Below are 19,151 nucleotides of genomic sequence, written 5' to 3'. Positions count from 1 at the left end.
GGGCAGCCCGCAAGGGGCCGCATTCTCAAAAAGGTGGCAAACAGTACTGAGTCCGTCCGCCACTGTCAACGGACAGCGGCGGCACCGGCTGGAATGCACGTGATTATTCGAGGTCCAGAGTGCGCATCAATTCCTCTGCGGACTGGTAGCCGGGGATCATTTGACCGCTGCTGGTTATGATGGCCGGCGTGCCGCGAACCCCCATGTTCTTGCCCAACTCATACTGGCTCGCTATCGGGTTGTCCTTGCAGACACTCTCGGGCACGGCTTCGCCGCTTTTCAACCGGGTCAGGGTGGTGGGGCGATCCTCGGCGCACCACGCCGTGGCCAGCTTGCGGTACCCTTCCGTCCCCAGGCCAGCCCGAGGATAGGCGACATAGCGCACCTCCACGCCGTGTTTGTTCAGCTCGGGTACTTCCCGGTGCAGCTTCTGGCAATAAAAACAGGTGACATCGGTGAATACTGTAATGTGGGTGCGGCGCTTGTCCTGTGCGGGAAATACGATCATGTCGGCTGTGGCGAGTCCTTCCAGTTGCTCGGTACGCTGGGTATCGCGGCGCTTTTCGGCCAGGTTGACATAACCGGCCGGTCCGACCGTAAACAGGTCGCCGACAATGAAGTATTCGCCATCGGCCGTGGCATAGACCAGTGGCCCCTCCTTGAACTGCACAGCGTACATGCCGGGCATCTCACTGGCTTCCACCGTGCCCACGGTGAGCCCCGCCGAGGGCACTTCGAGTTTCTTGCGCAGGGTATCGACCACCTCCCCCGGCGCCGGCTCGCCGGCTGCGGCCGATACTGCCAACAGCGGGGCCAGCAGTGGCAACAGGGCGGTGAATACTCGATGTGTCATGGACTGTCCTCTGGTTACTGGGGCCGGGACCCGCAGCCCTTGATGGCTGCGCGCCTTGTGTTGTTGGAGCCTGGGCCCGGAGCTAAGTTCCTCAGCCCCGGGGGTGATGCTGTGCGTGCAGCTCCAACATGCGCTGTTTCGCCACATGGGTATAGATTTGCGTGGTGGTCAGGTCGCTGTGTCCCAGCAACATCTGCACCACGCGCAAATCAGCACCGTGATTGAGCAAATGGGTCGCAAACGCGTGCCGCAAGGTGTGCGGAGACAGCGCGCTGCGTATCTGGGCACGGCGGGCATAGATTTTAATACGATACCAGAAGGTCTGGCGAGTCATCTGTGTCCCGCGACGACTGGGGAACAGGACATCACTGGGCAGGCCCTTCAGCAGCTCCGACCGCGGGCCCGCGAGGTAGCGCTGCAGCCAGCTCAGGGCTTCTTCTCCCATCGGCACCAGCCGCTCCTTGCCCCCCTTGCCGAACACCCTGACCACGCCCTGGTTGACGCTCAGCTGCGTGAGCTGCAGGCCGGTCAACTCCGAGACCCGCAGGCCACAGGCATAGAGCAGCTCCAGCATGGTGCGGTCGCGGAACTCGAGCGCTATATCGGTATCGGGAGCCTGCAGCAGCCGGTCCACATCCCGCTCTGACAGGGATTTGGGCAGAGGCCGCCCCAGCATCGGGCTGTCTATGTCCAGGGTGGGGTCGATCTGCAGGCGGCCTTCGCGCAGCAGGAAGCGATAGAAACCGCGCACACAGGACATGAAGCGGGCGCTGGAGCGGGGCGATTGGCCCTGCCGCATCCGCTGCCCCAGATAGGCCTGCAGGTCGGAGCGATCCGCCTGCATGAGGGTGCGGTCACGCTGCCCCAGCCACTGGTGATACTGAGACAGGTCGCGGCGGTAGGCGTCAAGCGTGTTGTCGGCGAGCCCCTTCTCGATCCACAGGGAATCGATGTAGTGTTCTACGTCGGGGTGTTCCGGGAGCAAGCTGGACATGGCGCTACGATATCATGGAATCCGGCGCCGCACGCGGCCCGGCACAGCGCCGCAACAGGACCTGCCGCGGCTGTTGGCGCGCGGCACTTGCCGCCTGCCTAGCGGGTGGCCAGCTTTTCCTTGATACGGGCCGCCTTGCCGGACAGTTCGCGCAGATAGTACAGTTTGGCCTGGCGCACGTCGCCGCGGCGCTTGACACTGACGCTGTCAACCAGCGGGCTGTAGGCCTGAAAGGTCCGCTCCACACCGACGCCGTGGGAAATCTTGCGCACCGTGAAGGCCGAGTTCAGTCCCCGGCTGCGCTTGGCAATACAGACGCCCTCAAACGCCTGCAGACGCTCACGGGTACCTTCCTTGACCTTGACCTGCACCACCACGGTATCGCCGGGGCTGAATTCAGGCAGTTCCTTTTGCATCTGTTCAGCATCAAGCTGAGAGATAATCTTGTTGGTGCTCATGGTGCGCTCCTGTCATTTCCGATGCGTAGCTTCACAGCTAGTGTACTTGTATTAACCCAAATCCTGTTCCTGGCGATACAGTGCCAGCAACTCCTGTTCCTCGGCGGTCAACGTCCTGCCTTCCAGCAGGTCCGGGCGCCGCTGCTGCGTCCTGCCCAGTGCCTGCTTAAGGCGCCAGCGGCGAATCCGCTCGTGATCGCCGCTCAGTAATACGTCCGGCACCGCCCTGCCCTGATAAACCTCCGGCCGGGTGTAGTGCGGACAGTCCAGCAAGCCGTCGGCAAAGGAATCCTCCAGGGCCGACAGTTCGTGCCCGAGCACCCCGGGCAACTGGCGGATCACCGCGTCGACAACCACCATCGCCGCCAGCTCACCACCGCTCAATACGTAATCGCCGATCGAGAGCTCTTCGTCTATCTCGCTCTCGAGCAGGCGTTCATCCACTCCTTCGTAGCGCCCCGCCACCAGTATCAGCGACTGCGCCTGCGCCAGTTCCAACGCCTTGGCGTGGTCGAAGCGCGTCCCCTGGGGGGACAGGTAGATCACCCGCGCCACCGGCGCCAGCTGCGCCCGGGCAGCGGCTATCGCCTGCTGCAGCGGAGCAATCTTCATCACCATACCGGGGCCGCCGCCAAAGGGCCGGTCGTCCACTGTACGGTGACGGTCGTCTGTATAATCGCGGGGATTGTGATGCCCGAAGGTCACCAGCCCTTGCCCAACCGCGCGGCCGGTCACCCCGTGCTCGCTCACTGCGCCGAACATTTCGGGAAACAGGCTCACTACTGCTATCTGCATGTTACCCGCCGCTTGCTTGACTGGCGGCCTGCTATTCGTCCAGGAACCAGTCGACTTCGATTCTGCCGGCCTGCTTGTCCACCCGGGTTACCGTCGACCCCGGCAGCCAGGGCACCAGCCGCTCCCGCTGGTCGTAACTACCCTCGCAGGCCTTCACTACCAGGACATCATTGGCGCCGGTCTCGATCAGGTAATCCACTGTCCCCAGCAACACCTGTTCATCCTCCGGCCCACACCACACCTGCATGCCCTGCAACTGGCGCCAGTAATAGTCGCCCTCTTCCAGCGCCGGCAACTGCCCGCCTTCGACACTGACTTCCAGGCCCTGAAAAAGCTCGGCCTGATTGCGATCGTCGACACCCTTGATGTGTGCCACCAGACCCTTGCCCTGGCGCCGCCCGGCGTCAAACTCCACCGCCTGCAGGCCACCGCGGCGCTGGACCATCCAGCCACTGTAGGCCAGGAAATTTTCCTGCGGCTCGGTATAGGAGTGAACCTTTACCCAGCCCTTGATGCCATGACAACCGGTGATGCGGCCGATGACAATACGTTCGTCTGCAGCGGCCTCAGTCATCGGACCGGCACCGGATCAGGCCGCGCTGGCTTCCTTGACGGCACTGGATTCCCTGACCAGCTTCGCCACGCGCTCGGACAGCTGGGCACCCTGACCCTGCCAGTAGGCAATGCGGTCATTGTCGACCTGCAGCCGTACTTCCTGGCCGCGTGCCACCGGGTTGAAGAAGCCGACGCGTTCGATAAATCGACCGTCGCGCGACTTGCGGCTGTCAGTAACAGTCAAGTGATAGAACGGGCGCTTCTTGGCACCACCACGTGAAAGACGAATTGTTACCATATTCCGTAATTTCCTGAAATTGAGTAGGGATCTGCGGCAAACCCACCGCATTATCCACGGCAAATACCGTCACCACGGCCGCAAAGGTGGCGTATCATACGGAAATTTCCCGCTATTTAAAACCCCTGCCGGGGCGATATTTTTAACAATTCCGGGAGCTTAGCGAGAGCCGGCCGCGCCACTTCAGCGGAACGGGAAGCCGCCGCCGGCACCGCCGCCCGGCGGCATCATGCCACCCAGACCACGCATCATTTTCTCCATGCCGCCGCCCTTCATCTTCTTCATCATCTTCTGCATCTGCTTGTGCTGTTTCAGCAGGCGGTTGAGGTCCTGAACCTGGGTACCGGAGCCGCGGGTGATGCGGCGCTTGCGGGAGCCGACAATCAGGTCCGGATTGCGGCGCTCGCGCGGGGTCATGGAGTTGATCATCGCCTCCATCCGCGCAAACATTTTGGTGTCCAGGTTCTGCTGCGCCATTTGCGCCATGTTGCCCATGCCCGGCAGCTTGTCGAGCATGCCGGTAATGCCGCCCATATTGGTCATCTGCTGCAACTGGTCGCGAAAGTCCTCCAGATCGAAGCGCTGCCCTTCTTGACCTTGCGCGCCAGGCGCTCGGCCTTGTGCCGGTCAACTTTCTGCTCGGCTTCCTCGATCAGCGACATCACATCGCCCATGCCCAGGATGCGCGAGGCCAGCCGGTCGGGGTGGAAGGGATCCAGCGCCTGGGTTTTCTCGCCCACGCCGAGGAACTTGATCGGCTTGCCGGTAATGGTGCGCACCGACAGCGCGGCACCACCGCGGCTGTCGGCATCAACCTTAGTCAGGATCACACCGGTCAAAGGCAACGCCTCGCCAAAGGCCTTGGCGGTGGTGGCGGCGTCCTGCCCGGTCATCGCATCGACCACAAACAGCGTTTCGGCGGGTTGGGTGACCCGATGCAACTCGGCGATCTCAGCCATCATGGCCTCGTCGATCGCCAGCCGGCCGGCAGTGTCGATGATCAGGACATCGCTGAAGCGGATGCGGGCGTGCTCGATCGCAGCGCGGGCGATATCGACCGGCTTCTGGTCGGGCGCGCTGGGATAGAAGTCCACCCCGACTTCCGCCGCCAGGGTTTCCAGCTGCTTGATCGCCGCGGGACGGTACACGTCCGCGCTGACCACCGTCACCGATTTCTTGTCCCGCTCCCGCAGCAGGCGCGCCAGTTTGGCCACCGAGGTGGTCTTGCCCGCACCCTGCAGGCCAGCCATCAGGATAATGGCTGGCGGCTGCACCGCCAGGTTCAGCCCCTCGTTGGCAGAACCCATCACCGATTCCAGCTCGGTCTGCACGATCTTCAGGAAGGCCTGCCCCGGGCTCAGGCTGCTCATTACCTCCTGGCCCAGTGCGCGCTGCTTCACCGCCTCGACGAAGTCCTTCACCACCGGCAGCGCCACATCGGCCTCCAGCAGTGCCATGCGTACTTCACGCAGGGTGTCCTGGATATTGTCCTCGGTCAGCCGCGCCTTGCCGCTGACGTTGCGCAGGCTCTGGGACAGGCGATCGGATAAGCTCTCAAACATCGGAATGACTCTCGGCAACACCCGGCGCTATTGATTATGCCGGGACAAATCGGTACAAAGGAGCGCAGTATACGTCACCCGGGTCCAACCCCCAAACCATGCCTCTGCCCTTGTTAGCCATTCTCGCCGCGCTGCTGTATCTGACGGCGACGGGCCTTCACCTGCTGCATATGCGGCAGCGTCGGCCGCGCCTCAGCGCGATGGTGATCACGCTGGGCGTCATCGCGCTGCTGTGCCATGCCCTGGTGGCCTGGTTCAGTGTATTCGACGGCCAGGGCGTGCATCTGGGGCTGTACAAGATCCTGGCACTGGTCACGCTGGTAGTGAATCTCGCCTGCGTCGTCTGGTTGCTGCGCCGGCCGCTGCAGAACCTGCTCGTGGTGTTGCTGCCGATCTCCGCAGCGGCGGTGCTGGTGTCCGCTTTCGCACCCCAGACCGGCGTCGCTCCACCGCACATGGGCGGGGGTGTACTGTTGCATGTCGCCTCCTCCATCCTGGCCTACGCCGTGCTCACGCTGGCTGCAGTGCAAGCCGCACTGCTGGCAGTGCAGGACCACCAGCTCAAGCACCGCCATGCCACCGGCATGGTCAGTCTGCTGCCCCCACTGCAATTGATGGAGACGATGCTGTTCGAGCTGCTGTGGGCCGGAGTCGTGCTGCTGACGGTTGCGATTGTCTCCGGCCTGCTGTTTCTGGAGGACCTGTTCGCCCAGCACCTGGTCCACAAGACGGTGTTGACCCTGCTGGCCTGGGCAATCTATTCCACCCTGCTGTGGGGACGCTACCAACTGGGCTGGCGCAGCCAGACGGCGGTGCGCTTCACCCTGGGCGGCTTCACCCTGCTGGTACTGGCCTTCTTCGGCTCCAAGCTGGTGCTGGAACTGGTGCTACAGCGCGGTTGAAGGGCCTTGCGCCACCGTCACAAAGGGTTGCTACCCGCGTTGTTTTTCTTCAAGATAGCCGACCCACACATGTCAAAGGTTCATCCCCGCTTTGAACGAAGCACCGCTGGGTCTCCTCTACTCAGTCCTGGTAGTCCTTATTCTGCTTTCCGGCTTCTTTTCAAGTTCCGAAACCGGAATGATGTCGCTCAACCGCTACCGGCTGAAACATCTCAGGAAACAAAAGCATCGGGGAGCCCGGCGAGCCGGCAAGCTGCTGGAGCGGCCTGACCGGCTGATCGGCCTGATCCTGATCGGCAACAACCTCGTCAATATACTCGCCTCCGCCATCGCCACCGTGGTTGCCATTCGCCTCTGGGGGGACGCCGGTATTGCAATAGCCACTGTGGGGCTAACCCTGGTTATCCTGATTTTCGCCGAAATCACCCCCAAGACCATCGCCGCCCTGCACCCGGAGCGGGTGGCCTTCCCGGCCAGCCTGGTGCTGTTGCCACTGATGAAGCTGATGTATCCCGTGGTCTGGCTGGTAAACTTTGTGACCAATGGCCTGCTGCGGCTACTGGGCATAGATCCGGCCGGAGCCAAGGACGAGCACGTTTCCTCCGATGAGCTGCGTACCATCGTCACCGACGCCGGTGCACTGATACCGTCCCGCCACCGGGGCATGCTGCTGAACATCCTCGATCTGGAGGAGGTGTCGGTGGATGACATCATGGTGCCACGCAATGAGGTCTATGGCATCGACCTGGACGACAGCGATGCCGACCTCCTGCGCTGCATCCAGGCCGGCTCGCACACCCGTCTGCCGGTGTGGCGGGACGACATCAACAATATTGTCGGCGTGCTGCACATGCGCAACATCAGCCGCATCCTCGACAGTCAGGGTCTGGATCGTGGCGCCCTGGAGCGGGAGATGGACAAGCCCTACTTCATTCCCGAAAACACCCCCCTGCATACCCAACTGCTGCACTTCCAGAAAAACAAGCTGCGCCTGGCCATAGTGGTCGACGAGTACGGCGAAGTAATGGGGATCGTGACGCTGGAGGATATCCTGGAAGAGATCGTCGGCGAGTTCACCTCCAAGCTGGGCGACAGCAACGACAGCATCTTTCCCCAGCGCGACGGCAGCTACATCATTGCCGGCAACGCCAACCTGCGCGACGTCAACAAGTCACTGCACTGGGACCTGCCCACCGACGGCCCCAAGACCTTGAGTGGCCTGATCCTGGAATACCTGGAATCTTTTCCGGACGGCAACGCCAGCCTGGCCATTGCCGGCTACCGGCTGGAGATCCTGGAGCTGCAGGGCAATGTGGTGCAGGCGGTCAAGGCGTCCTCTGCCGCCAGCCGGAAAGCGCGGCAGTAGGTAGAATGGCACTTACTTGAGGGTTTTGGGACTTCGTAGCCCGGCCGACATCCTGGGCGGGTGCTTTCGAGACACGCCGTTAACCCCTCCATGGGGGCTCGGTTGCAGCATCCATGCTGCAAACGGTCTCGAAAGCACCCGCCCAGGACGCCGACCTTCTACCGGAGTCAGCTAAAGTAATTGCCATTCGTACTAGGTACTAGTCCAGGCGCACGGGATTGTATTGCCGCTCGCGCTGCCGGGCGCGGTGCAGGATATCCCGCTTTTCCGCCGGCTCCGCCATGAACCAGTCGGTGATTTCGGTGGCGCTGCGGTAACAGCCCTGGCAGATATCGTGCTCATCCAGCAGGCAGACGGAAATACAGGGCGACCGAGGTGCCTCGGGTTCGCTCATTACTGTTCCCGCAGCCCGCTGGCATAACGGGTTGCATTGCCGACATAGTGGTCGGCGTTCAACTGCAACTCCGCCTGCTGCTCCTCGCTCAACTGGCGGCGCACCTTGGCCGGGGCGCCCAACACCAGGCTGCCATCGGGAATCTCCATCCCCTCGGTGACCAGCGCGCCGGCGCCGATCAGGCAGTTCCTGCCCACTTTGGCGCCGTTCAGCACCACCGCGGCAATACCCACCAAAGAGCCGTCGCCAATGCTGCAACCGTGCAACATCGCATTGTGCCCGACGGTGACATTCTCGCCCACGACCATCGGAAAGCCCGGGTCCGCATGCAGTACCGCACCATCCTGAATATTGCTGCCGGCACCCACCTCAATGCGCTCAGCATCGCCACGCAAGACACAGCTGAACCAGACACTGCTGTGCTCATGCAAGGTGACATCGCCAATTACCGCGGCGTTGGGCGCGATAAAATGTCCACTGCCGCGCAGTGTGACCTGCTTGCCGTCTAGACTGTATATCATTGCGCTTCCTCATCATTGTCTGGGTCAAGATCCAGCCCGGCGTCCATACCGGTATTGACCAGTTGGGCGAGCACTCTGGCGGTGACTCCCCAGACGATACCATGCTCCAGTTCGTAATGCGGCACCCAGCGCTGCTCATCGCCCACCTGCATGCGCTCCAGCCGGAGCCGGGCCCGCTCCGCGAACAGCGCCAGCGGCGCCAGGAAGACCGCATCAAACTCTTCTTGATCCACCCGCATCGGCGGCAGTTCCGCCACCCGTACCACGCAGGGATGCACTGCAAAGCCGGAACGGGTTAGCAGCACCCCCAACTGCGCCACCGGCTGTACCGCGATGCGCGGCCAGCCGATTTCCTCTTCGGTTTCCCGCAGCGCGGTGTCCCAGGGTGTCGCATCCTCCGGCTCCCGCTTGCCGCCGGGAAAGGCGATCTCGCCGGGGTGCAGCGGCAGATGCTCTGCCCGCCTGCCCAATACCACCCTGGGCTCTGCTTCCTCTGTTATGGCCACCAGCACTGCTGCCTGCCGGCCTTCGCCGCGCCAGGGTTCAGGACGCGGGGCATGGTGGCGCTGCAGACGAGCGAAAAGACTACCGGCAGAATCCGCTGCAGTCATCCTCAGACGCCCTCGGCCTGGGCGGCATAAAAATCCGCTGCAAAGCTGTCCAGCTGCCCGCCCTCGATCGCAGTGCGTATCGCCGCCATGTGGTTCTGGTAATAACGCAGATTGTGAATGGTATTCAACTGCGAGCCCAGAATCTCGTTGCACCTGTCCAGATGATGCAGATAGGCGCGGCTGAAATGTTGGCAGGTATAGCAATCGCAGGCTTCATCCAACGGCAGTGTACTGGTCTTGTGGCGGGCATTGCGCAGCTTGAGTATGCCCCGGGAAGTGAAGATGAAGCCGTTGCGGGCATTGCGGGTAGGCATTACGCAGTCAAACATGTCCACGCCCCGCCGCACCCCTTCCAGCAAGTCGGCCGGCGTGCCCACCCCCATCAGGTAGCGCGGAAGCTCCCGGGGCAGATGCGGCGCCAGCGATTCCAGCACCGCCAGCATGTCCTCCTTGGGCTCCCCCACAGACAGGCCGCCAATGGCGTAGCCGTCAAAACCGATGGCCTCCAGGCCGGCCAGGGACTCCGCGCGCAACGCAGGATACATGCCGCCCTGGACAATGCCGAACAGCGCAGCAGGCCGCTCGCCATGGGCCGCCTTGCTGCGTGCCGCCCAGCGCAACGAGAGCTCCATCGACTCGCGTGCCTCGCGCTCGGTGGCGGGATAGGGAGTGCACTCGTCAAAGATCATCACGATATCCGACCCCAGGCTGTGCTGGATCGCCATCGATGTCTCCGGATCCAGGAATACCTGGGCACCATCCACCGGTGAGCGGAAACGGACGCCCTCCTCTGCAATTTTGCGCATTGCGCCCAGGCTGAACACCTGAAAGCCGCCAGAGTCGGTCAGGATGGGGCCATCCCAGCCCATGAATTCGTGCAGGTCACCGTGCTGTTCGATAATCGCGGTGCCGGGCCGCAACCACAGATGGAAGGTGTTGCCGAGGATGATTTCGGCACCGATGGCGCGGATATCCCGCGGCAACATGCCTTTCACCGTGCCGTATGTGCCCACCGGCATGAAGGCCGGCGTCTCCACTGTGCCGCGCGGAAACCTCAGGCGTCCGCGCCGCGCATCGCCGTCCTGGCTCAGTTGTTCGAATGCCATATCGCAGCTGCGTGTCATCGGCCCTCCAGGGCGCTGGGTTCGGGGGTGATGAACATGGCGTCACCGTAGCTGAAAAAACGATAGCGCTCGACAATGGCTTCGCGATAGGCCTGCATGATCGCCTCGCGGCCGGCAAAGGCACTGACCAGCATCAACAGTGTGGACTCCGGCAGATGGAAGTTGGTGACCATCGCGTCCACCACCCGGAAGCGGTAACCGGGATAGATGAAGATACTGGTGTCACCGCGCTGCGGGGAGACCAGGCCCGCGCCGCAGGCCGCCGACTCCAGCGAGCGCACCGCGGTGGTGCCTACGGCCACCACCCTGCCCCCCCGCTCGCGGGTGGCGGCGACCGCCGCGCACAGCGCGTCGTCCACCTCCAGGTATTCCGAATGCATCCGGTGCTGCTCGATCTCATCCACCCGCACCGGCGTGAAGGTGCCGGCGCCGACGTGCAGGGTCACCTCGGCCCGTTGTATACCCCGTTCGTCCAGCTGCGCCAGCATTGCCTGGGTAAAATGAAGTCCGGCAGTGGGAGCAGCCACGGCGCCTTCGCGGCGGGCAAATACCGTCTGGTAGCGGGTCTGGTCCAGGGCCTCGTCTTCACGCTGGATGTAAGGAGGCAAAGGCATATGGCCGATGGCCGCGAGGATGTCGGCCAGAGCCACGGCCTCCGGTGCGCGCAGCACAAACAGCGCGCCTTCGCGGCCGGTCACCTGCAACCGCCAGGGGCCGGGCTCGCCGCCTTCGCGCGCGGACAGCAACAGCCAGCTACCGGGCCGCGGAGATTTACTGCTGCGGACATGGGCCAGCGCCTGGCCACTCCCCGTCAGCCGCTCAATCAGGATCTCCACCCGGCCACCGGTTTCCTTCTGACCCCAGAGCCGGGCTGGAATCACGCGGGTATTGTTGAATACCAGCAGATCGTCGTCATGCAGGCAACTGGCCAAATCGCTGAACAGGCGATGCCGGAGCGCGCCACTGGCGCCATCCAGGCACAGCAGACGGCTGGCATCACGCTCGGCCAGCGGCTGCTGCGCAATCAGTTCCGTTGGCAGTTGATAGTGAAAATCACTGAGCTTCATCGCAAAAAAGCCGGCCCGATGCCGGCTTTGCTCCCGCAGCGCGAAGGCCTACTTCTCGCCTTCACCTTCTGCTTCAGCCGCTTCCTCGGCGGGTGCTTCCTCAGCGGCCGAAGATTCCTCGGCAACCACTTCCTCTTCTGCCGCGGGCTCTTCCTCCGGAGCCGGCGCCTTTGGCGCGGTGACCTTGACCAGGCCTTCAGTGGTCAGGATACGCACCTTGTCTTCACCGTTGATAGGCTGCTTGTAGACGTCCTTGACGGCGTAGCGCTCATCGCCGCGCTGAAAAATACTGTAATCTGCGGTCTTTTTGACCAGTTTCATTGCCACGATCTTTTCTCCTTCGATACTCAGAAATTTGAGCCCTGGGGCCAACTGTCGCCGGTGCCTGAGGCTCGCGGGACCGCGCGAAGTCTACCCTGAATTGGCCCGAGGTTAAGGAAAATCATTGCAGTTTGAGGCCCGGTTGCTATAATCGCGCGCTCTCCAGGGTGCGCCCCGTGCGCAACCCGCTTGCCCTCTCTGCCGGAGTGGTGAAATTGGTAGACACGTCGGATTCAAAATCCGATGCGGTAAAACGCGTGCCGGTTCGAGTCCGGCCTCCGGTACCATAATATCAATATTATCAATAAGTTACATAATGAATATAACCAAATAAATAACAACATAAAATCTCAGCAAGCCAATTCTCAAACTACGCAACCCAGAATTCGGTCAGCTAGCAGATCTCGGACATCCTTCCCCCTGGGGTCTGATGGATCCTTTCTCGTACAGGAGATGCCACTAACAGACTCATGCGAACAGACTTGGGTTGTGCTTGTAACGAGAAACACGATTGTACGCGACTTGATCGATTGGACCGCAATACACTCGACGTGATCCAGAGTATTGGCTAGCTTCATGAAAAGGGGGGTGTCGGTCCCCTTCCTCGGTGACTATCTTTCCACCGCCGGAGAAGTATGATATTCAATGCTTACGATCTTGTCGCGGTCGCTCATGCGGGACGCACAGGATACTAGAGCGTACAGAATAAGCTAGAAATCTCCATGAACCAGGGGAAGTCCATTCAGGATCGTGCACGTTTCGCCCTACATACCTACCTGGATCCTTTTGGCAAGCCCAAGACGCGCTCAGCGATGATGTCCCGCTGGATCTCTGCTGTACCTCCGGCAATAGTTTCCGAAAATGAGTGCAGGTACTCGTAGCCCCAACCATGGAAACCCGTCACCTTGTCACTCTCGATACCGTAGAGTTCGACTGCCGCGGCAGACACCCGTTGCGCAAATTCGGCAAAGGCGAGCCGCACCAACGAACCACCCGAGTCCGGTACCGAGTTCTGCGACTCCAAGGCCAAACGGTAGTTCATGGACAGGATTGACCTGCCTTCCGCCCGAAGCTCAGCCAGGCGACTCCGCATCAGTGGCCTGGCAACCGGACAGTCGCGCAGCAGCTCATCAACGCGCCACACAAGATCCATAAGTAGCGCCAAGGCTGCGGTACCCCGTTCGAAGCCAAGCGTTGACATCGCTGTTGCCCAACCGTTGTTTAAGCCACCGACAACATTTGCCAGAGGCACACGCACCTCGTCATAGAACACTTCGCAGAATGTAGCGGCACCTGCCATGGTTGCGATGGGGCGGACGGTGATTCCATCTGTCTCCATTGGTACTATCACCCACGATAACGCCTGTCCAGTTCGCGCCTCTGGGTCAGTACGAACCAGCATCTCCTGCCAGTCTGCGATGTCCGCATAGCTTGACCAGATTTTCTGACCGTTGATGACAAGCTGATCACCCTCCACTCGCCCACGGGCTCTAAGTCCCCCAAGATCAGAGCCCGCGTTCGGTTCGGAAAAGCCCTGACACCAGATCACCTCACCGTTGAGGATATGAGGCAAATGCTCGGCCTGCTGCTCTGGCGTCCCACACGCAATCAAGGTGGGTCCAGCATGATTTAGTGCGACGAATAGCGGATTGAGCACAGACGGCGCCCCTGCCCGCACATACTCTTCGAACCACACAATTTGCTCAGAAACTGAGAGCCCACAGCCGCCGACAGACTGAGGCCATGATATACCTGCCCAACCACCCTCAGCCTGGATGCGCTGCCAATCGAGTACGAACGCTCGCGCCGCCGAACCATCATGTGGCGCCTGCTTTGGTGGAACATGCTCGTTCAACCACGAGCGAACCTCCGTGCGGAACTCACTGATCGGCCTACTCATGCTGCGGTTTCCGGCCAGGCACACCTGGCTGCTTCACATGCCTGCGCGGTACCACCACCGAGCTCCCCGGAGAGCGCTCGCAACCGATACGTCCACAAGTGTAGGGGTACTCCAGCGTCAGTCCCATGGCTCCGGTAAACTGATGCAGGTCATAGGTGAACTGAGCGATCCGGATCTGCGCGAATCCTGCAGCCAACGCAGCATCGCCTTCATCATCGGACCACGCCGCACGCAGTGCCAACAACTTGCTGGACTCGGCGGTTTCCGCAGCCATGGCCAGCCGATGCTGGATTGCCTGGAACGCACCCAACGGCCGACCAAAAGCCCAGCGCGCCTTTACATGGTCGATAACCAACGCCAGAGCACCCGCCATACACCCGGCTGCCTCCGCAGCCATCGCGATACGCCAACGGCGACGCAAAGTCGCCACATCATTGATCTCTTGTACGTCAAGACCCTCCAGGCTGTCCAGCTGGCCATAGGGATAGGCAAAGATACTCTCCAATTTCATGACCCTTGATGGGTCAACGGTCACCGCCAGCGCGCGGTCGCCGCAGTCCACCAGCAATACCTGCGCCCGGGACAAGAAGCGCGCGGGCCGCGTCGCCTCACCAGATACCAGAGCTACCGGTCGCAGACCCGCAGCCAAGCCCAAACCCGGGGCAACGACTGACGATGCTGCCGCCTCAACAATATGTGGCTCTCTCGCCAGTCGTTCTACCAATAGCGCCGCGTCCAGTATTCCAAAACCCTCTTCTCTCGCGATATCCAGAAACCCTGCCTCAGAAATCAAACTGTCCAGCAGGTCACTATAGGGCGCTAACTCAGGCTCCGACGCCCCTTGTTGAGGCAACCGCCCCAGCAGCCTATCGACCTCAGTCAGAACACTTATCTGGTCGCTTGTCATTGCAAAATTCATTGTTTGTGCCCCTCTCCCGGAAGTCCCAACCAGCGTCGAGCAATCAGGTTGAGCTGAATCTCCGCTGCACCGGACGCAATGCCTGCGGCGATCGCACGCTGGTGGTGCGCCAATTGAACGGAATCCTTACCGATCAGCCCCTCCGGAAGAAACTCCGTGAGGAACTCGTTCACACCGGTGTCCGCCTGCACTATCGCCCAGCGTGCCACGCTGGGAAATGCATCATGCGCCAGGTAGCGGGCTTTGCCGTCGACTACACGGTACACCAGCAGACGCGCGGCCTCACACAACATCAATGCGCGCGCCGCTCGCTCCTGGACAGCCGGTGCCTCCCAGCGGCCAGCCGCCTTCAGCGTCGCGACCCCGCGATCCAGCATCCGCCGGGAAAATTCGTACCGTGCAATACCTACTCTCTCATTCTGAAGTGCGTACTGGATGATTTCCCATGCCTGCCCTCCTCGCCCAGCCTGTCCTCTGAGGGCACGAAGACGTCGTCAAAGAAGACTTCGTGGATATCCCCTTCTCCAATCAGTGCCGGAATCTGCTTCACGCGTATTCCGGGTGACGTCATGTCAGTGAGCAGAATAACGATACCGCCCTTACCCTTCTCACCACCATGCGATGACGGTACCCGTGCCAGTAAAAAGCATCGGCCGGCATGGCCCGCATAGGACGTCCAGATCTTCGCTCCCGTAACCCGGTAGCCACCCTCCACGGGCACGGCCTGAGTGCGCAACGCGGCAAGATCTGAACCTGCCTCCGGCTCTGAAAATCCCTGACACCAAACCGCATCACCGTGCCGGATGGGAGGCAGAAATTTGTCTAGTTGGGTACTGGTACCGAACCGGATGAGCACCGGTCCCACCCAGTTAACATTCATATATTGTGGGCCACGCGGCTCGCCTGCTGCCCACATCTCCTCACCGAGAATGAACTGCTGCCATACTGGGGCATCCTCACCACCGTGTTCGACTGGCCAGTGCGACACCAATAGTCCTTCTGCAGCCAGATTCCTGCAGAAATCCCGGGAAAATTCTGTCTGTGCGTCACTGCCTGGACCATGCACTGAGATCGACTCCCAGTTCGAAGGAAGTAACTTATCCAAGACCTCCCTAATCCACTTTCGGTGTGAGACTTCCTCTGCCGACCAACCAAATTCCATGCCTTTCGTCTCCTAAAGTCTCAAGTTGCACGTTTTACTTCCAGCCACGAGGCAGAAAACTGACCCCCTGAATACACCCTGCCCGAGACAACTGAAATCCGCGACGCCCTCAACGCCATCAATAGCTACAGTCCTGAAAAAGGTCTGCACAATTCAGTTGCAATCCCAGGGCCCAGAAATTTAGGTCCAAACCGAAGTACGGCCACGCTCGGAGAAATATTTTGTGGATGTCCATCCACCATCAACCACGATTGTTTGTCCGTTTATGAAGCTTCCATCGTCAGAGCACAGGAACGCGACTGTTCCTGCCACATCTTCTACCCGACCAAGACGAGTATGTGGTGTCATTTCCACATTCATTCTCCGAAAGCTCTCGTCTTTCAGTCTGCTTTCAGTCATTTCAGTATAAATCACCCCCGGTGCCACCGAGTTGGCACGAATTCCGGAAGCTCCATACTGGCATGCGATATGCCGTGTGAGCCCGTCCAGGCCTGCTTTCGCTGCTGAGTAGGCGCCCCCACGCAGCCCACCAATTACTGCAAAGGTTGAAGAGATATTGATCACAGCGGAACCTGCTGGCATGTGCGGGAGCGCCTCACGGCTAAGCCTGAATGGGGCACGCAGCATCACGTTGAGAAAGTGGTCGAGATTGTCATCGTCCGCTTCATGTAGTGGCTTGGGGCTGCCAACGCCCGCATTGTTGATTAGAAAGTCGATATGGCCCCAGTGATCAAGCGCCACCTGAACAATACGCTGAGGAGCATCTTCCCAGGTGACGTCGATGGCCACCGTTGCTATTTGGTCCGGTTTGTCGATTACCCGCTCCAGTTCCTTGAGTTTCTCTACAGTGCGACCAACACCAACGATAGCGATGCCGGCTGCACTTAATTTCTTGGCGCAGGCCAGTCCGATGCCACTCCCGGCGCCAGTAATGACAGCAACTTTGGTGTGACGTGGGGCCACCATCTCAATGTCCTGGTTCATGAAGTTTCTCCCGACTGAATGAGATCAGTCCGTAGCTGGTGCTTAAGAACCTTTCCGGCTTCGTTCTTGGGGAGGACGTTTCGAACAACAACGTCCTCTGGAAATTTGAACTTTGCCAATCCACGCTGATCCAGAAACTGCGCCAGCGTATTAACATCGGGGGCAATTCCCCCTTTGACAACCACTACCGCACACGCGCGCTCACCGGTTCGCGCGTCTGGCAGGCCGACTATTGCAACTTCCTTGATCTGTGGATGTTCCATGAGGAGATCTTCGATTTCCTTTGGTGAGATATTCTCGCCATTGCGGATGATGATGTCTTTCACTCGTCCGGACACCACGAGGTATTTGTCATCAATCCAGCGGCCTAGGTCGCCGGTGCGGTAGAAGCCCTGATTGTCGAAAACCTCAGACTCTGCTTCACCGTGGAGGTAACCGACGAGCATCTGGGGTCCGCGAACGAGAATCTCTCCTACGTCACCAGCACCGTCTGCGAGTCGAATCTCGGCAATGCCGGAGCGGCCATCAGTAGTGGCGGCATAGCCCAGCTCGTTGTGTCCGGTACAACCGACAGTGGTTACAGGGACTTCGGTAGAGCCATAAACTCGAGTTACGCAGGCACCACTAAAATGCGCAGTGGCCGCTTTTATCAGGGAAGGCGGTACTGATGCACCGCCACAAACGAAGAGTTTCAGGTCGGGCAGGTGTTCATCGACTCGCTCAGCTACGTCAAGCAAACTTTGCAGGAAGGGAGTTGCTCCGCAGATATGGGTGCAGGGGGTTGTTGTCGCCAGGAACAGGGCGGCTTCCGGGTTCCACTGATCCATTAATATTGCCGCTGTACCGAGTAGCAGTGGCGCCTCAAAAGCGTAGATGGAACCACCTATGTGACTGATCGGGGATGGCACCAGGAAGGTGTCGCCGGGTTCAACAAGCCAGTGCTGACCAATCTGCATTAAGAGGGCATGCAGCGTATTGTGGGTGTGCAGAACTCCTTTGGAGCGGCCAGTGGTACCAGAGGTGTACATGATGAGCCTCACGGCATCCGGGTCCAGATGCGGTAGACTGCCTGAGACAGTGGACCGCTCCAGGTCCGAATAGGCAATGTACTCTCCTGCGTCCCCGCGTAGTACGATCACATCAGGCGCCTGTGGCAGATCTCCGGTAACCCGTTTCACCATTTCTACGTAGTCGTGACCACGGTATGCCGAGGGAATGAACAGGAGGCGGGAGCGGGAATCGCTGAGCATGAACCAGAGTTCCTGGTCGCGTAGAGAGGGCAGGATCGGGTGTGCAACCATGCCAGCCAGGGTAATGGCATGGTAAATCAACGCCGCTTCATGCCAGTTGGGCAACATGAATGACACCACGCTGCCTGTCGGGGTCCGATCAAGTAATATCTGGGCGAGATGGGTGACCCGATGATGAGCCTCACGGGCACAAAGATGAATATCTCCATCGACAAGGAGGATTCTATCGGGCGACTCCCGAGCTTCCCGCTCTAGAGAGTCGGCCAGTGTCTCGCGCACCCACCATCCATCTCTGTAGGCCGCCTCGGCTCGACCTGCATCCCAGCGGATGGAGTGACCGCCGATACTCCTGCGCCCGTTGATATGATTCTGGTTCATCGTCTACCTACACTGGCCTGTGTGGATCTGGCTCCAGCATCCCACTCGACGATCCGCCTGTTGACGGCTTCAAGTCCCCCGGTGATCGCGATCAGAGCCTGTGTCCGCTTGACCAACAAATGGGGATCTGCCTCTGCGCTGAAACCGATACCGCCGTGAATCTGGATGTTCAGGGCGGCGTTTGCAGTGGCTGCTCGAGCTGCAACCAACAATGCACAGTCAGTCTGAAGCATCGCATCCTCTCGCCCCTCGTCTATCGCGGTTGCGGCGAACAGGACCTGATCCCGAGACCGCTGAGCCGAGATTGCCATAGTGGCACAGTGATGTTTTATTGCCTGAAAGCTTCCAATCGGACGACCAAACTGCTCGCGCAGCTTGGCGTAGTCCACTGCCATCTCGAGACCTCGCTGGGCGATGCCTGCAAGCGCGGCAGCGTCAATGAGGGTCATTCTTCGATTAGCCTCTGCACTGAATCTGGCAAGCGGTGGTGGCAGGTCGCTGCTGGTGTGCAGAGTGTCAAGCCACGGCTGTGTTGCAAGTGGTTGTGAGTCGGCAATCATCGGATACAGTGCTGTCTTCGACCCCACACGCAGCAGAATGGCATCGGCCATTGGGTCTGTCAGGAGGACCACCTTGTCCCCTCGCTGGTATGCCGGAGTGGTCCGTCGTGACGCTGTTTCGTCACCCGCCGTTGCAGGTGTTGCGCCCATGGTGGCTAAAACTGAGGGGGCTGCCAG

Annotated in this window: 21 protein-coding genes, 1 tRNA gene and 1 pseudogene; 3 read left to right on the top strand and 20 right to left on the bottom strand. The window is 60.4% G+C overall.

Going from position 1 to position 19,151, the window contains the following annotated elements:
* Positions 1–103: 103 nt before the first annotated feature.
* From G3T16_RS17140 to ffh, 7 genes and pseudogenes are all read right to left on the bottom strand, one after another.
* Positions 104–853, bottom strand: a complete 750-nt coding sequence (locus G3T16_RS17140) for a DsbC family protein (RefSeq protein ID WP_163496291.1) — start codon at positions 851–853, stop codon at positions 104–106.
* 91 nt (positions 854–944) lie between these two features.
* Positions 945–1,847, bottom strand: a complete 903-nt coding sequence (gene xerD / locus G3T16_RS17135; protein WP_163496290.1) for a site-specific tyrosine recombinase XerD — start codon at positions 1,845–1,847, stop codon at positions 945–947.
* A 98-nt stretch (positions 1,848–1,945) separates the two neighbouring features.
* Positions 1,946–2,305, bottom strand: coding sequence for a 50S ribosomal protein L19 (gene rplS, locus G3T16_RS17130; RefSeq protein ID WP_163496289.1), 360 nt, complete (start codon positions 2,303–2,305; stop codon positions 1,946–1,948).
* A 51-nt stretch (positions 2,306–2,356) separates the two neighbouring features.
* The gene (gene trmD / locus G3T16_RS17125; protein ID WP_163496288.1) at positions 2,357–3,100 is read right to left on the bottom strand and encodes a tRNA (guanosine(37)-N1)-methyltransferase TrmD; all 744 of its coding nucleotides are present in this window, start codon (positions 3,098–3,100) and stop codon (positions 2,357–2,359) included.
* A gap of 31 nt (positions 3,101–3,131) precedes the next feature.
* The gene (gene rimM / locus G3T16_RS17120; RefSeq protein WP_163496287.1) at positions 3,132–3,674 is read right to left on the bottom strand and encodes a ribosome maturation factor RimM; all 543 of its coding nucleotides are present in this window, start codon (positions 3,672–3,674) and stop codon (positions 3,132–3,134) included.
* A 15-nt stretch (positions 3,675–3,689) separates the two neighbouring features.
* A complete protein-coding gene (rpsP, locus tag G3T16_RS17115; RefSeq protein WP_163496286.1) occupies positions 3,690–3,953 on the bottom strand; it encodes a 30S ribosomal protein S16 in 264 nt (87 codons plus the stop codon).
* 183 nt (positions 3,954–4,136) lie between these two features.
* A pseudogene (gene ffh, locus G3T16_RS17110) lies at positions 4,137–5,515 on the bottom strand (signal recognition particle protein).
* A 110-nt stretch (positions 5,516–5,625) separates the two neighbouring features.
* On the opposite strand from ffh, the gene G3T16_RS17105 reads away from it, so the two are divergent.
* Both G3T16_RS17105 and G3T16_RS17100 read left to right on the top strand, forming a co-directional pair.
* Complete coding sequence (locus G3T16_RS17105) at positions 5,626–6,417, top strand: cytochrome C assembly family protein (RefSeq protein ID WP_232059140.1); 792 nt, start codon at positions 5,626–5,628, stop codon at positions 6,415–6,417.
* Positions 6,418–6,508: 91 nt separating this feature from the next.
* The gene (locus tag G3T16_RS17100; protein ID WP_163496284.1) at positions 6,509–7,783 is read left to right on the top strand and encodes an HlyC/CorC family transporter; all 1,275 of its coding nucleotides are present in this window, start codon (positions 6,509–6,511) and stop codon (positions 7,781–7,783) included.
* Positions 7,784–7,982: 199 nt separating this feature from the next.
* On the opposite strand, the gene G3T16_RS17095 is transcribed toward G3T16_RS17100, so the two are convergent.
* Genes G3T16_RS17095 through G3T16_RS17070 form a run of 6 tightly spaced genes read right to left on the bottom strand, consistent with a single transcriptional unit; the run spans position 7,983 to position 11,821 of the window.
* Complete coding sequence (locus G3T16_RS17095) at positions 7,983–8,177, bottom strand: DUF1289 domain-containing protein (protein ID WP_163496283.1); 195 nt, start codon at positions 8,175–8,177, stop codon at positions 7,983–7,985.
* Positions 8,177–8,698 carry a gamma carbonic anhydrase family protein gene (locus G3T16_RS17090; protein ID WP_163496282.1) on the bottom strand — a complete coding sequence of 174 codons (522 nt, stop codon included), beginning with the start codon at positions 8,696–8,698 and terminating at the stop codon, positions 8,177–8,179. Before G3T16_RS17090 ends, G3T16_RS17095 begins: the two co-directional genes overlap by 1 nt.
* On the bottom strand, positions 8,695–9,309 hold the full coding sequence (locus G3T16_RS17085; RefSeq protein WP_163496281.1) for an NUDIX hydrolase: 615 nt from the start codon (positions 9,307–9,309) through the stop codon (positions 8,695–8,697). The genes G3T16_RS17090 and G3T16_RS17085 overlap by 4 nt, the downstream gene beginning before the upstream one ends.
* A gap of 2 nt (positions 9,310–9,311) precedes the next feature.
* A complete protein-coding gene (gene tgt, locus G3T16_RS17080; RefSeq protein ID WP_197911719.1) occupies positions 9,312–10,415 on the bottom strand; it encodes a tRNA guanosine(34) transglycosylase Tgt in 1,104 nt (367 codons plus the stop codon).
* A gap of 14 nt (positions 10,416–10,429) precedes the next feature.
* Entirely contained in the window at positions 10,430–11,500 is a 1,071-nt protein-coding gene (gene queA / locus G3T16_RS17075) for a tRNA preQ1(34) S-adenosylmethionine ribosyltransferase-isomerase QueA (protein ID WP_163496279.1), read from the bottom strand.
* Positions 11,501–11,548: 48 nt separating this feature from the next.
* A complete protein-coding gene (locus G3T16_RS17070; protein WP_163497165.1) occupies positions 11,549–11,821 on the bottom strand; it encodes a hypothetical protein in 273 nt (90 codons plus the stop codon).
* Between the two features lie 200 nt (positions 11,822–12,021).
* Between G3T16_RS17070 and G3T16_RS17065 the strand changes: the two genes are divergently transcribed.
* A tRNA-Leu gene (locus tag G3T16_RS17065) sits at positions 12,022–12,108 on the top strand.
* 485 nt (positions 12,109–12,593) lie between these two features.
* Here the strand turns inward: G3T16_RS17065 and G3T16_RS17060 are convergent.
* The 7 genes from G3T16_RS17060 to G3T16_RS17035 all read right to left on the bottom strand — a co-directional run bounded on the left by G3T16_RS17060 (position 12,594) and on the right by G3T16_RS17035 (position 19,025).
* The gene (locus tag G3T16_RS17060) at positions 12,594–13,721 is read right to left on the bottom strand and encodes an acyl-CoA dehydrogenase family protein (RefSeq protein ID WP_163496278.1); all 1,128 of its coding nucleotides are present in this window, start codon (positions 13,719–13,721) and stop codon (positions 12,594–12,596) included.
* Positions 13,714–14,370 (bottom strand): acyl-CoA dehydrogenase family protein, encoded by a 657-nt coding sequence (locus G3T16_RS17055; protein WP_163496277.1) that lies wholly within the window; start codon positions 14,368–14,370, stop codon positions 13,714–13,716. Before G3T16_RS17055 ends, G3T16_RS17060 begins: the two co-directional genes overlap by 8 nt.
* Positions 14,371–14,636: 266 nt before the next feature.
* The gene (locus tag G3T16_RS21250) at positions 14,637–15,044 is read right to left on the bottom strand and encodes an acyl-CoA dehydrogenase family protein (RefSeq protein ID WP_232059397.1); all 408 of its coding nucleotides are present in this window, start codon (positions 15,042–15,044) and stop codon (positions 14,637–14,639) included.
* A 2-nt stretch (positions 15,045–15,046) separates the two neighbouring features.
* A complete protein-coding gene (locus G3T16_RS21245) occupies positions 15,047–15,802 on the bottom strand; it encodes an acyl-CoA dehydrogenase family protein (RefSeq protein WP_197911718.1) in 756 nt (251 codons plus the stop codon).
* Positions 15,803–15,982: 180 nt separating this feature from the next.
* Positions 15,983–16,786, bottom strand: a complete 804-nt coding sequence (locus G3T16_RS17045; RefSeq protein WP_197911717.1) for an SDR family NAD(P)-dependent oxidoreductase — start codon at positions 16,784–16,786, stop codon at positions 15,983–15,985.
* Complete coding sequence (locus G3T16_RS17040) at positions 16,783–18,414, bottom strand: AMP-binding protein (protein WP_197911716.1); 1,632 nt, start codon at positions 18,412–18,414, stop codon at positions 16,783–16,785. Before G3T16_RS17040 ends, G3T16_RS17045 begins: the two co-directional genes overlap by 4 nt.
* Entirely contained in the window at positions 18,411–19,025 is a 615-nt protein-coding gene (locus G3T16_RS17035) for an acyl-CoA dehydrogenase family protein (protein WP_163496276.1), read from the bottom strand. Before G3T16_RS17035 ends, G3T16_RS17040 begins: the two co-directional genes overlap by 4 nt.
* Positions 19,026–19,151: the final 126 nt, after the last annotated feature.

The organism is Kineobactrum salinum, from assembly GCF_010669285.1.
Lineage (GTDB): Bacteria > Pseudomonadota > Gammaproteobacteria > Pseudomonadales > Halieaceae > Kineobactrum > Kineobactrum salinum.
The sequence above is the reverse complement of the archived record's forward strand: the minus strand, read 5'-3'. Positions and strand labels throughout refer to the sequence as shown.